The sequence below is a fragment of the Symbiobacterium ostreiconchae genome (genome assembly GCF_055396975.1).
On the sequence record NZ_AP042454.1, the window covers coordinates 2,588,789 to 2,601,694 of the forward strand.

Below are 12,906 nucleotides of genomic sequence, written 5' to 3' on the forward strand. Positions count from 1 at the left end.
GAGGAGAGGCTGGATGGCAGACGTCTCGGACGAGAGACCGGCCGTCAAGCGGAAGTCGCCCCTGCGGGAAGTGTTGGAGACCCTGGTCCTGGCCCTGCTCTTCGCGCTGGTGATCCGCACCTTTGTCGTGGAGGTCTACCAGGTCTCGGGGAACTCGATGACCAACACCCTGTACGATCAGGAGCGGGTTCTTGTCAACAAGTTCATTTACAAGCTGCGCGACCCCCGGCCGGGCGACATCATCGTCTTCAAGTATCCGCGCCAGCCCGACCGCGACTTCATCAAGCGGGTCGTGGCGGTGGCCGGGGACACGGTGGAGATGCGCGGCGGTGAGGTGTACGTCAACGGCGAGCCGTTCCCCGAGCCGCCCACCGTCAGGCTGAGCGCCGGAGACTACGGCCCCGTGGTGGTCCCGCCGGATGCGGTCTTCGTGCTGGGGGACAACCGGTCCAACAGCGAGGACAGCCGCTATTTCGGCGAGGTGCCGCTCAGCCACATCCGGGGCCTGGCCGTCGCGCGGATCTGGCCGCTTACCGAGATCAGCGCCCTCGCGCCGCCGGCACCGGAGGGGCGCTGGTGAGGGAGGGAACGCCGTGCCGGTGATTCAGTGGTTCCCGGGGCACATGGCGAAAGCGCGCCGCATCCTGCAGGAGAACGCGCCGCTGGTGGACGTGGTGCTGGAGATCGTCGATGCCCGGTGCCCGCTGGCCAGCCGGAACCCGGACCTGATGGCGCTGGTGGCGCATAAGCCCCAGGTGCTTATCCTGAACAAGGCCGATCTGGCAGATCCCGCCGCGACCCGCGCCTGGGTGCAGCGGCTGAACGAGCCGGATCGGCCCGCCGTCGCGTTGGACGCCGTCCGGGGCACCGGTGCGAAAGAGGTGCTGGCTGCCATCCGCCGCGCCTTCGCCCCGGTGCTGCGGGCCTGGACGGCCAAGGGCCGCAAGCCGCGCCCCGCCCGCGTCATGGCCGTCGGCATCCCCAACGTGGGCAAGTCGTCCGCCATCAACCGGCTGGTGGGCGCCCGGCGCGCGCCGGTCGGCGACCGGCCCGGAGTCACCCGCGGGAAGCAGTGGGTCCGCATCGGCGCCGACGTGGAGCTGCTGGACATGCCGGGGATCCTCGTCCCCAAGTTCGAAGACCAGCGGGACGGGATCTTGCTGGCGGCCACCGGGGCGATCAAGGATGAGGTCTTCGATCAGCGGGAGGTGGCGGGCGCCCTGCTCGCGCTCATCTGGGAACCGCTGGGGCCGGCGCTCGAAGCGCGCTACGGGCTCACCCGGCTCGACCCGGCGGCGGAGGTGAACCTGGAGGCCATCGGCCGCAACCGGGGCCTGATCCGGGCCGGCGAACAGGTCGACCTGGACGCGGCCGCCCAACTGTTGCTGCGGGAGTTCCGGGAGGGGCGGCTCGGGCGCGTGACGCTGCAGTGGCCGGAGGACGGACAGGCCGGATCGGAGGGCGCGCCGGTGGATGAATGATCCTTATTGTGTGTATACGTTGAAATCCTAATAGATCATTCGTTCTTTCCGCTCTACAGGAGGATTTTTCTCACACCCCGGCGAAACTGACATGCGATATTTGCTTGACTGTGCTGAAGGCCTAAAGGGTGTGGATCGGGTGGGACCGCAACCTGGCCGCGATAAGGGTGGGGGTGTACCGGTGAGACAGATCATCCTGAAACGGATGAGCTTGAAGCGCCTACAAGCACTGATCGCAGAGCAGGGCCCTGAGATTTACCCTGAGGTCATTGCAGCACTGAAGGACGATCCCCGGGAGGGGGCACAGCGACTGGTGCGGCAGTGTCAGACCTACCTGCGGGAGCGGGAGCGGCAGCGTGCCGTGCTCCAGCGGATGTACAGCTACGAGCGGCAGCTCTGGTCCATGGGCTACCGCCACGTCGCGGGGCTGGACGAGGTGGGCCGCGGACCGCTGGCCGGACCGGTGGTGGCGGCCGCTGTCATCCTGCCCGGCGAGGTGGAGCTTCCGGGAATCGAGGAGGCGAAGCGCCTTTCGCACCGCCGGCGCATGGAGCTGTACAAGCGCATCCGGGAGGTGGCCGTGGCCGTGGGGGTCGGCCTGGTCCAGCCGGAGGGCATCGACGAGGCGAGCGTGGTGGTGGCGACCTACAAAGCCCTCATGAAGGCCGTCGCCGATCTGCCGGTCACGCCCGACTACCTGCTGATCGACGGTGTCCACCTGCCCAACGTGTCGCAGCCGCAGGTGCCCGTGGTGGGGGGCGAGACGCTGTCCTGTTCGATCGCCGCGGCGGCGGTGGTGGCGAAGGTGGTCAGGGACGAGTACATGGTGGAAATGGACGCCAAGTATCCGGCCTACGGCTTTGCCCAGCACAAGGGCTACGGCACCGCCGAGCACCGGCTGGCGCTGGAGCGCTACGGGCCCTGTCCGATCCACCGCAAGCCCTCGGACGGCACGCCTGCCGGGGCCGCGCTGCTGTTCACGGAGGGCTAGGTGAACCGGCGCGTCGGCGAGGCCGGCGAGCAGGCCGCGGCCGCGTTCCTGACCTCGCTCGGGTACCGCATCGTGGCCCGCAACGTGCGCTTCCGTTCCGGGGAGATCGACCTGATCGCCCGGGACGGGAGCGTACTGGTGTTCGTGGAGGTGAAGACCCGGCGGGGCCGGAGGTTCGGGACGCCGGGGGAGGCGGTCACCCCGCAGAAGCAGCGGAAGCTGATCCGTCTGGCTTCCCTGTATCTCGCGCGCCTGGGCGGCGAGCCGCCCCCGTGCCGGTTTGATGTGGTCGAGGTGGAGCCCGGCCCCGACGGCCGGTACCGGTGCGAGGTGATCCGGGGAGCGTTTATGGCATGAGGCTGACCCTGAGCCGCTCTGCAGGCTTGGGGTCGGTTCTTGCTTCCGTGTAGAGACTGGCAGGGATAGCATATATTGACAGACCGCGCCCGCTGTGGCATCATGGAGGACAGCGAGACGAACACATGTTGGCGGGGGGCGCGGCGGGTGTTTGTGCGGGTGTGGAGCTTTGCCCTGCAGGGCATTGAGGCGCTGCCGGTGGCGGTGGAGGTCGACGTCAGCCCGGGCATCCCCTCCTTTGAGATTGTCGGGCTGCCCGACGCGGCGGTGCGGGAGGCCCGTGAGCGGGTGCGCGCCGCCATCCGCAACGGCGGATGGCCCTTCCCGCTGCAGCGGATCACGGTCAACCTGGCGCCGGCGCACACCCGCAAGGAGGGAGCCGGGTTTGACCTGGCCATTGCCCTGGGGGTGCTCGCGGCGGCCGGCGCCTTTGACCCGGCCGGCCTGCAGGAGATCGCCGTCGCGGGCGAGCTGGCCCTGGACGGCGAACTGCGCCCGGTGCGGGGCGCCCTCGCCATGGCGCTGGCCATGGCCCCCGGCCGCCGGCTGGTCCTGCCCGTCGAGAGCGCCCGCGAGGCGGCGGCCTGTCTCGCCGGCGGTGCGGTGCTGGCCGCCCGGCGGCTCGGCGACCTGGTCCTCCACCTGCGGGGGGAGCAGGCGCTGGCGGCGGCGGAACCGGCGCCGCCAGCCGAGGCCCGGGCAGAGTGGGACGTCGACCTCGCCCTGGTGCGCGGGCAGCTGGTGGCCCGGCGGGCGCTGGAGGTGGCGGCGGCCGGGGGCCACAACCTGCTGATGGTCGGCCCGCCCGGGGCGGGCAAGAGCCTGCTGGCCCGGTGCCTGCCCACGATCATGCCGCCGCTCGATGAGGCCGAGTCCCTGGAGGTCAGCCGCATCTACAGCGTGGCGGGGGAGCTCCCGGGGAGCGGGCTGATGCGCCGCCGCCCCTTCCGGGCCCCGCACCACTCCACCTCCCGGGCGGCCCTGCTGGGCGGTGGCCAGCCGCTGAGGCCCGGAGAGGTCACCCTGGCGCACCGGGGCGTGCTCTTCCTGGACGAGCTGCCCGAGTTCCGCCGCGACGTGCTCGAAGGGCTGCGGCAGCCGCTGGAGGAAGGCGTGGTGCGCCTCGCGCGGGCGCACAGCCACCTGACCTTCCCCGCACGGCCCACGCTGGTGGCCGCAGCCAACCCCTGCCCGTGCGGCCACCTGGGCGACCCCGTGCACGCGTGCACCTGCACGGCCACGGCCGTCCACCTCTACCGCAACCGCCTGTCCGGCCCCCTGCGCGACCGCTTCGATCTGCAGGTGTTTCTGCACCCGGTGACCTATTCCGAGTACCGGGCGCAGGCGAACGGGGAGCCTTCTGCAGTGGTGGCGGCGCGCGTGCAGCAGGCCAGGGAGCGGCAGCGGCGCCGGCTGGCCGCCCACGGTTGCAGCTGCAACGCCGAGATGGGGCCCGCCTTGATCCGGCGATTCTGCCGCGTGCCGCCAGGGGGTGAAAAGCTACTGCGGGAGGCGATCGACCGCTTCGGTCTCTCTCTCCGAGGCCACGACCGGGTCCTGCGCGTCGCGCGCACCCTGGCCGACCTCGACGGCGCCGACGCCATCCTGCTGCGGCATCTGGCGGAGGCCCTGCAGTACCGCGGCGTCGGCGGTGAGCCGGTCCGGCAGTGGGCGTGAGCGCCCGGCCCGGTCGCCGCGAGCCGGCATGGTTTCGCCGGCGCATCCCGGGCATGCTATGGGCGTGCCGCGATCAGCGGTAAACTCGCGCAGAGGAGGGACGACCGTGGCGCAGCAGGATGGGTACCCCGTCCACGAGGGACCCATGGCCGACCGGCGGGGCACGGGATGGCGGCAGGATGCCGCAGCGCTCGAAGCGCAGGAACGGCAGCGGAGGCAGAACCCGATGCGGGGCCTGCCGAACAGGCTGACGGCGATCGACAAGGCGCATGCCGCGCGGGCGAAGTCGGACGAGGGCACCGTGGATCCGCAGTATAACCTGGCAGGGGGCGCCGCCGAAGGAGGCGAAGAATAGGTGCAGACCGTCGGGGAGGCGCGTTCGTCGGCCTCCCCGCTCTACGGACCGGCGCCGGCCGGACCAGGAGGGAACATGACATGCCGTCTACGGAACCAGGAATCCTGCCTCAGCCGGACCACGTGATCGATCTGCGCGGCGACGTCTGCCCGATCACCTTCGCCAAGACCAAGATCGCCCTGGAGGAGATGCGCATCGGCGAGATCCTGCTGGTGCGGCTCGACTACGAGCCCGCCTCCCGCAACGTCCCGCGGAGCGCCGAGATGTACGGCGACGAAGTGCTTGCCGTGCGGCAGGTGGGAGAGGGCGAGTGGGAGGTTCTGATCCGCAAACGGGTGGACTGAGGGGATTGCAGCAACTCTTTCCAAACGTTGGATCGTCCGCTATAATCGGAGATTGAACCGCAAAAGGGGCGATGTCGCATGATCCTCGAACACCCGACCGCCTGCCGTCTCGTCGCCGAAGCCGAGCAGGCCCTTTCCGAACTGGTGCGGGAGGTCATCGCCGTCTGTGAGATTCCGGCCCCTACGTTTCAGGAAGCCGAGCGCGCCGCGTACGTGGAGCGCCGGATGGGTGAGGTCGGTCTGCCCGAGATCCGCCGGGACCCGGCTGGCAACGTCATCGGCCGGCTGCGGGGGCGGGGCGGGGGGCCCAACCTGCTGCTGGCTGCCCATCTGGACACGGTGTTCCCCGCCGGCACCGACGTCACGGTGCGCCGGGAGGGCGAGATCCTCCGGGCCCCCGGTGTGGGCGACAACGCCTCCAGCGTGGCCACGATGCTGCACGCCGCGCGCCTGCTGGTGAAGCACGGGGTGGAACTGGCAGGCGACGTGATCTTCGCCGCCACCTGCGGCGAGGAGGGCCTCGGCAACCTGGAGGGCATGCGGGCCGTCGTCGAGGCTCTGCAGGATGAGATCGACTACGTGATTGCGCTGGACGGCAGCCTGGGCGGGATGGTGCGCGAAGGGGTGGGAAGCCGCCGGTTCCGCCTGGTGGTGACCACCAGCGGCGGCCACTCGTGGGGCGCCTTCGGCGCGCCGAGCGCCATCCACAGCCTGGGGCGCATCATCGCCCGCATCAGCGAACTGCGCGTGCCGTCCTATCCAAAGACGACGTACAACGTCGGCGTCATCTCCGGCGGAACCTCCATCAACACCATCGCCGCCCGGGCCGAGGCGCTCATCGACCTGCGGTCGCTGGACCAGGGCGAGCTGTTCCGGCTGGAGGAGCGGGTGCAGCGCATCGTGCGGGCGGAGGAGCGGGAGAGCGGCGTCAGGGCCGTGCTGGAGCTCACGGGCGTGCGGCCCACGGGGTCGATCCCCGATGCCCATCCCCTCTGCGACCTGGTGCGCAAGGTCCACCGGGAGCTGGGACTGCAGACGCGCACCTACCCGTCGTCCACCGACGGCAACATCCCGCTTTCGATGGGCATCCCGGCGGTCACCGTGGGCGTAACCCTGGGAGGCAATGGTCATCGCCTGGACGAGTACATCTACACCGCCCCGCTGACCAAGGGGCTGGCCCAGGTACTGCTGCTGGTCCTGGGCGCACAGGACTTGCCGAAGCGGGCCCGGTAGCCGTGCGGCCGGGCTTTTCGTGTGAATGGCACGGAACGCGGGCCGGCAGGCGTCAGCCGCCGGCCGAGTGGGGGAGAGCGGCATGGAGGGTGCCCTGGTCTGGCTGATCTACCAGCGCGCCCCCGGCGTGGGCCGGCGGCGCCTGGCCGAGCTGATGCGGACGTACCCCAACCCCGAGGAGGCCTGGCAGCTGGGCGCGGCCGAACTGGCCGCCGTGCGGGGGTTCCGGCCGGAGGTCGTTCAGGCGGTTCTGGACGTGCGGAAGCGAGCCGATGTGCGGCGGGAGGCCGAGCGGGAGCTGGAGCGTGCCCGCCGCGTCGGCATGCGCGTACGCTGTTACGGGATGCCGGATTATCCCCCGCGCCTGAAGGAGATCCCGCTGCCGCCGCCGGTGCTCTACCAGTACGGGCCGTGGGAGCCTGACGACGGGGACGGGCGGCCGGTGGTGGCCATCGTCGGCACGCGCCGGCCCACCGCCTACGGGCTGGCCGTCGCGGAGCAGCTGGGCCGTGAGCTCGCCCAGCTGGGGGCGGTGGTGGTCAGCGGCATGGCCCGCGGCATCGACACCGCGGCCCACCGCGGGGCCCTGAGCGCGGGCGGGACCTCCATCGCCGTACTTGGCGGGGGCGCCGATGTCTGCTATCCTCAAGAATCGGCGTCTCTGTACCGGAAGATGCGGGAGTCCGGCGCCATCCTCTCCGAGCAGCCGCCGGGCACGGCGCCGCGCCCCGAAAACTTCCCCGAGCGCAACCGCATCATCAGCGGGCTGAGCCACGGCGTGATCCTGGTGGAGGCGGGGGAGCGATCGGGGACCCTGATCACCGCGGCGCACGCCACGGAACAGAACCGGGATCTGTTCGTGGTGCCCGGGCCCATCACCAGCCCCGTTTCCCGGGGTCTGTTCAAGTACGTCCGGGACGGCGCAGGGCTGGCCGTGAGCGCTCAACAGGTGCTGGAGGACATGGGCTTCCTCCCCTCGGCGGAAGGGCCGCTGCACTTTACGCCCAGGGGACTCACGGAGCTGGAGCAGCGGGTGCTGGGCTGGATGGGCAGCGCCCCCTGGTGGCCGGACGATCTGTCGGCCAGCAGCGGTCTCCCGGTCCCCGAGGTGCAGGCCTGCCTGACGATGCTGGAGATTCGCAGCGCGGTTCGGCGCCTGCCCGATGGGCAATACATTCGGATTGGATAGACCACTCGCGGAAGGAATAGTCTATGGATCACGAGCGTCGTGTCGCGGCATGTCACACGGGGGTGTGGACGGGTTGCCCAAGAACCTGATCATCGTCGAGTCCCCGGCCAAGGCCAAGACCATCGAGAAGTTTCTGGGGCGGAAGTACACGGTGAAGGCCTCGATGGGCCACGTGCGCGACCTGCCCAAGAGCCAGTTGGGGGTCTCGGTGGAGAACGACTTTGAACCCAAGTACATCACGATACGCGGCAAGGGCGACATCTTGAAGGAGCTGCGCGACAGCGCGCGCAAGGCCGAACGGGTCTACCTGGCCACTGACCCCGACCGGGAAGGCGAAGCGATTTCGTGGCACCTGGCCCACGTGCTGAAGCTGCCGCTGGATGAGCCGCTGCGCATCGAGTTTCACGAGATCACCAAGGACGCGATCCAGCGCGCCATCAAACAGCCCCGTCCCATCGACCTCCACCGCGTGGAAGCGCAGCAGGCGCGCCGGGTGCTCGACCGGCTGGTGGGGTACAAGCTGAGCCCGCTGCTCTGGCGCAAGGTGCGGCGGGGCCTGTCCGCGGGCCGGGTCCAGTCGGTGGCCGTGCGGCTCATCGTCGACCGGGAGCGCGAGATCCAGGCGTTCCGGCCGGAGGAGTACTGGACGCTGGCCGCCCGGCTGCAGACGCCTTCCGGCCAGGCGTTCACCGCCAAGTACTGGGGCCTGAACGACCAGAAGGCCGAGCTGAAGACGCGGGAGCAGGTCTGGAACGTGGTGGACCGGGTAGCCCGGACGGGCCTGTCCGGGGCGGGAGACCGCCTGTCCCCGGATGCTGCCGCGATGACCGGGGAGGGGACCCCGGACGACCCGCTGACGGAGGTGCTGGACCTCTCGCGGGCCGGTATCACGCTGGAGGTGCGCAGCGTGAAGCGCCGGGAGAAGAAGCGCTACCCGGCCTTCCCGTTCACCACGTCGAGCCTGCAGCAGGAGGCCTCCCGCAAGCTGGGCTTCACCGTGCGGCGCACGATGGCCGTCGCGCAGCAGCTCTACGAGGGGCTGCCGCTCGGCGAGGAAGGCCATACCGGCCTGGTGACCTACATCCGCACCGACTCCACCCGCATCGCCGACGAGGCGGCGGTCGCCGCGGCCGAGTTCATCGAGCGCAGCTACGGGAAGGGGTTCGTTGCCCGGCAGCGGCGGGAGGCCGAGCGGCGCGCCGGCGAGCAGGGGGCCCACGAGGCCATCCGCCCGACCGACGTCCGCCGCACGCCCGACGCCGTGAAACCCTACCTCACGCCCGACCAGTACCGCCTGTACCGGCTGATCTGGGAGCGGTTCGTGGCCAGCCAGATGGCGCCCGCTGTGGTGGACACGGTCTCGGTGGACCTGGTGGCCGGGGAGCACGTGTTCCGGGCCAGCGGCCAGAGCATCCGCTTCCCGGGATTCATGAAGGTTTACATTGAAGGTGAGGACGAGGAAGGGCAGCGGGAAGAGAACGGCGGACTGCTGCCGGAACTGACGGAGGGCCAGGCCGTCGCCCTGCAGGGGCTGGAGTCGCGGCAGCACTTCACCCAGCCGCCGCCCCGGTACTCCGAGGCCATGCTGGTGAAGGCCCTGGAGGAGCGGGGCATCGGCCGGCCGTCCACGTACGCGCCCATCATCGGAACCATTCAGACCCGCGGATACGTCGAAAAGCGGGATAAGCGCTTCTATCCCACCGAACTCGGCGTGCTGGTGACGGACATCCTGAAGGAGTACTTCCCGGAGATCATCGACGTCGAGTTCACCGCCCAGCTGGAGGGCAAGCTGGATGAAGTGGAGGAAGGGCGGGTGGACTGGCGGGAGCTCCTCCGCCGGTTCTACGGCCCCTTCGAGGAGACCCTGAAGCAGGCCGAGGAGAAGGTCGGCGGCTTCGAGCTGCCGGAAGAGGTCTCCGACGTGCCCTGCGAGAAGTGCGGCCGGATGATGGTCGTGAAGCACGGCCGGTTCGGCAAGTTCCTGGCGTGCCCGGGCTTCCCCGAGTGCCGGTTCACCAAGCCGATTCTGGAGGAGACCGGCGTCACCTGCCCGGCCTGCGGGACGGGCCGCATCGTGGAGCGGAAGTCCAAGAAGGGCGGCCGCCGGTTCTACGGCTGCACCAACTACCCCGACTGCAGCTTCGTCTCGTGGGAGAAGCCCGTCAACCGGCCCTGCCCCGAGTGCGGCGCGCCCTACATGGTCGAGAAGCGGACCAAGGAACTCGGCCTCAGCCACGTGTGCAAGCGGCCGGAGTGCGGGTACGCGGAGCCGGTGGAGAGCATGGAAGAGGTGCATGCCTGAGTGGATCAGCCTCATGTGACCGTGATCGGCGCTGGGCTTGCCGGCTCGGAGGCGGCCTGGCAGGCCGCTGAGCGCGGCGTCCGGGTGACCCTGTACGAGATGCGGCCCCGTGTGTCCACGGCGGTGCACCGCACCGGGCTGTTCGCCGAGCTGGTCTGCTCCAACTCGCTGCGGGGCGCAGGCCTCGAGAACGCCGTCGGCCTGCTGAAGGAGGAGATGCGGCGGCTGGGCAGCCTGATCCTGCGCGAGGCCCTGGCCCATGCGGTGCCGGCTGGCGGCGCGCTGGCGGTGAGCCGTGAGGAGTTCGCCGCGGGCGTCACGGCCGCGCTGACCTCGCATCCCAACATCACCGTCGTGCGGGAAGAGGTGCGTGAGATCCCGCCCGATGGCATCGTGGTCATCGCCTCCGGCCCGCTGACGTCCGCGCCGCTGGCCGAGGCCATCCGCCGCTTTACCGGCGAGGAGTCGCTCGCCTTCTACGATGCGGCGGCGCCGATCGTGAACATCGAGACGGTGAACATGGAGAAGGTCTTCCGGGCCAGCCGCTACGGCAAGGGGGAGGGCGACGACTACCTGAACTGCCCGCTCACCAAGGAAGAGTACGAGGCGTTCTACCAGGCCCTGGTGACGGCGGAGAAGGCCGTGCCCCACAACCCCGAGGATGCGCAGGTCTGCTTCTTCGAGGGCTGCCTGCCGGTGGAGGAGATCGCCCGCCGCGGGCCGGACGCGCTCCGGTACGGGCCGATGAAGCCGGTGGGGCTCATCGACCCGCGCACGGGGCGGAGGCCCTGGGCCGTCGTGCAGCTCAGGCAGGACAACGCCGCCGGGACGCTCTACAACATGGTGGGCTTTCAGACCAGCCTGAAGTGGGGCGAGCAGAAGCGGGTCTTCCGCATGATTCCGGGGCTCGAGAACGCCGAGTTCGAGCGCTACGGGGTCATTCACCGCAATACCTTCATGAAGTCGCCGCGGCTGCTCTACCCCACCGGCGAATCGCGGCAGCGCCCCGGCCTGTTTTTCGCGGGGCAGATGACCGGGGTGGAGGGCTACGTGGAGTCCGCGGCCGGTGGCCTGGTGGCCGGCATCAACGCCGCGCGCCGGGCCCTCGGGCAGGAGCCCGTCGTCTTTCCGCAGGAGACGGCCATCGGCGCCCTGCTGCACTACATCACCCACGCCGACCCCGACCACTTCCAGCCCATGAACATCGCTTTCGGGCTGATGCCGCCGCTGGAGGGGCCCAAGATCCGGGACAAGCGTGCGCGCAAGCGGGCGCTGGCCGAGCGGGCCTTGAACGCACTGGCCGACTGGGCGCAGGCGAACCTGGGGATGGAGCTGCGCAGCTGAAGCCCGGCGCGGCCAGGGCCGCGCCCGGGCGTGGGCACCGGACTGCCAGCCGGTTGCGCGGGGCGGCGGGCGGTGCCGGCCGCCCTTCTTCGTGCCGTGAGTGGTTTGCATCGTGAAAGATTGTAATCAAACTGTCATATTTGTGGGTGCAACTGGAAGGCACGCGATTTCTCGTGAAATCGGGAGCAAGACCCGTGTCGCACGCCAAAATCGGCGAGCGCCAATTGTGGATGGATAGAGATATTTTCTGAATTGTGGTCTTGCCTTCTGGGCACGCTGTGTGCTAGGATAGAGACCGATTGGGTAAGCCGTGTTAACAAAGTCCCGGCAGGAGGTGGAGACGGTGACGGCCCCGCCGACGGCAGAGACCCTCGGTCCGGAAGTCGCCGGTTTTCTCGCCAGCCTGTCTGTGGAGAAATCGGCTTCCGAGCACACGCTGCGCAGTTACCGTCTCGATCTGGCCCAGTTCTACGCCTGGCTGGGCAGCGGGGGCAAGAGCGCGCCCGTCGTCGGCGGGCGGGCCTCGGGCCGGACCCGCAAGCACGACTTCGCTGCGCAGCAGGCGCCGCCGCGGCCGGTGGGGCTGGACGAGCTGCGCGCCGTCACCCACCTGACCATCCGGTCGTACCTGGCCTTTCTGCAGCGGCAGGAGTTCAGCCGGCGCACCATTGCCCGCAAGCTCTCGTGTCTCCGTTCCTTCTTTAAATATCTTGTCGTCTCTGATCTCCTCGCGACCAACCCAGTGGCAGGTGTGCACACCCCCAAACTGGAGCGGCGGCTCCCCGTCTTCCTGGACGAGGAAGAGATCGGGGGGCTGTTATCACAGCCTGATACCGGCACGCCGCTGGGGCTGCGGGACCGGGCGCTCCTGGAGCTCCTCTATGCGACCGGCCTGCGGGTCGGCGAGCTGGTGGCGCTCAACCGGGGCGACATCGACTACAGCGAGGGCTGGGTGATCGTCTGGGGCAAGGGACGGAAGGAGCGGGCCGTGCCGGTGGGCAGCGAGGCGCTCCAGGCTCTGGGCCATTACCTCAGGGACGGGTGGCCCGTTCTGCGGGCCCGGGCGCCGGCCGGGGAGCAGTCCGTTCCCGAATCGCAGCAGCCGCTGTTCCTGAACAAGCTGGGCGGCCGCCTCAGCGACCGCTCCGTGCGCCGGCTGCTCGACCGGTACATCCGCCAGCTGGCCCTGAGCCGGCACGTCAGCCCGCACAAGATCCGCCACACCTTTGCGACCCACATGCTGAACCACGGGGCGGACCTCAGGGCGGTCCAGGAGATGCTGGGCCATGCCAGCCTGTCGACGACGCAGATCTACACGCATGTGACCACGCACCGGCTGCGCAGCGAGTACCTGCGGGCCCACCCCCGTCAGCGGCGGGCCTCGCCGCCGGGCCCGGGATCATGAGCGATCACGTTTGGGCTTCCCGGCCGTCACCGGCCATGACGCCCAGTTACACTTATTCGGACAATCTCAGCGTGGAGGCGATTGAAACAGCGGAGAAGATGGGTATCATTAGCGAAGAGCATGAGTAGTTGGTGCATCAGCTTACGCCAAGGGGAGGGCCGTCGCTGTGGCCGTAGGGGGTGGCTTGGGCCACGGCGCACAGCTCATCACATACGAACGACAGACGGA

12 protein-coding genes are annotated in these 12,906 nt (G+C 69.7%); all 12 read left to right on the forward strand.

Annotation, left to right across the window (positions count from 1 at the left end):
- The first annotated feature begins 13 nt into the window (after positions 1-13).
- The gene (gene lepB, locus ACZ5UM_RS12500; RefSeq protein WP_464844560.1) at positions 14-580 is read left to right on the forward strand and encodes a signal peptidase I; all 567 of its coding nucleotides are present in this window, start codon (positions 14-16) and stop codon (positions 578-580) included.
- Positions 581-593: 13 nt separating this feature from the next.
- The gene (ylqF, locus tag ACZ5UM_RS12505; RefSeq protein WP_464844561.1) at positions 594-1,481 is read left to right on the forward strand and encodes a ribosome biogenesis GTPase YlqF; all 888 of its coding nucleotides are present in this window, start codon (positions 594-596) and stop codon (positions 1,479-1,481) included.
- A gap of 181 nt (positions 1,482-1,662) precedes the next feature.
- Positions 1,663-2,472, forward strand: a complete 810-nt coding sequence (locus tag ACZ5UM_RS12510; protein ID WP_464844562.1) for a ribonuclease HII — start codon at positions 1,663-1,665, stop codon at positions 2,470-2,472.
- Positions 2,473-2,829, forward strand: a complete 357-nt coding sequence (locus ACZ5UM_RS12515) for a YraN family protein (RefSeq protein WP_464844564.1) — start codon at positions 2,473-2,475, stop codon at positions 2,827-2,829.
- A gap of 147 nt (positions 2,830-2,976) precedes the next feature.
- A complete protein-coding gene (locus ACZ5UM_RS12520) occupies positions 2,977-4,506 on the forward strand; it encodes a YifB family Mg chelatase-like AAA ATPase (RefSeq protein WP_464844566.1) in 1,530 nt (509 codons plus the stop codon).
- Between the two features lie 106 nt (positions 4,507-4,612).
- A complete protein-coding gene (locus tag ACZ5UM_RS12525) occupies positions 4,613-4,861 on the forward strand; it encodes a hypothetical protein (protein WP_464844567.1) in 249 nt (82 codons plus the stop codon).
- Between the two features lie 80 nt (positions 4,862-4,941).
- Positions 4,942-5,205: a sulfurtransferase TusA family protein gene (locus ACZ5UM_RS12530; protein ID WP_464844568.1), complete on the forward strand. Its 264-nt coding sequence runs from the start codon at positions 4,942-4,944 to the stop codon at positions 5,203-5,205.
- A 78-nt stretch (positions 5,206-5,283) separates the two neighbouring features.
- Positions 5,284-6,438: a M20/M25/M40 family metallo-hydrolase gene (locus ACZ5UM_RS12535; protein ID WP_464844569.1), complete on the forward strand. Its 1,155-nt coding sequence runs from the start codon at positions 5,284-5,286 to the stop codon at positions 6,436-6,438.
- A gap of 82 nt (positions 6,439-6,520) precedes the next feature.
- Positions 6,521-7,627 carry a DNA-processing protein DprA gene (gene dprA, locus ACZ5UM_RS12540; RefSeq protein ID WP_464844570.1) on the forward strand — a complete coding sequence of 369 codons (1,107 nt, stop codon included), beginning with the start codon at positions 6,521-6,523 and terminating at the stop codon, positions 7,625-7,627.
- Positions 7,628-7,700: 73 nt separating this feature from the next.
- Positions 7,701-9,929, forward strand: coding sequence for a type I DNA topoisomerase (topA, locus tag ACZ5UM_RS12545; protein WP_464844572.1), 2,229 nt, complete (start codon positions 7,701-7,703; stop codon positions 9,927-9,929).
- Positions 9,930-11,273, forward strand: coding sequence for a methylenetetrahydrofolate--tRNA-(uracil(54)-C(5))-methyltransferase (FADH(2)-oxidizing) TrmFO (trmFO, locus tag ACZ5UM_RS12550; protein WP_464844574.1), 1,344 nt, complete (start codon positions 9,930-9,932; stop codon positions 11,271-11,273).
- A 343-nt stretch (positions 11,274-11,616) separates the two neighbouring features.
- Positions 11,617-12,678 (forward strand): tyrosine recombinase XerC, encoded by a 1,062-nt coding sequence (locus tag ACZ5UM_RS12555; RefSeq protein ID WP_464844575.1) that lies wholly within the window; start codon positions 11,617-11,619, stop codon positions 12,676-12,678.
- Positions 12,679-12,906: the final 228 nt, after the last annotated feature.

Bases quoted from the DNA above. Each gene is read 5' to 3' on its own strand.
- lepB (WP_464844560.1), top strand. From the start codon at position 14: ATGGCAGACGTCTCGGACGAGAGACCGGCCGTCAAGCGGAAGTCGCCC.
- ACZ5UM_RS12535 (WP_464844569.1), top strand. From the start codon at position 5,284: ATGATCCTCGAACACCCGACCGCCTGCCGTCTCGTCGCCGAAGCCGAG.
- ACZ5UM_RS12530 (WP_464844568.1), top strand. From the start codon at position 4,942: ATGCCGTCTACGGAACCAGGAATCCTGCCTCAGCCGGACCACGTGATC.
- dprA (WP_464844570.1), top strand. From the start codon at position 6,521: ATGGAGGGTGCCCTGGTCTGGCTGATCTACCAGCGCGCCCCCGGCGTG.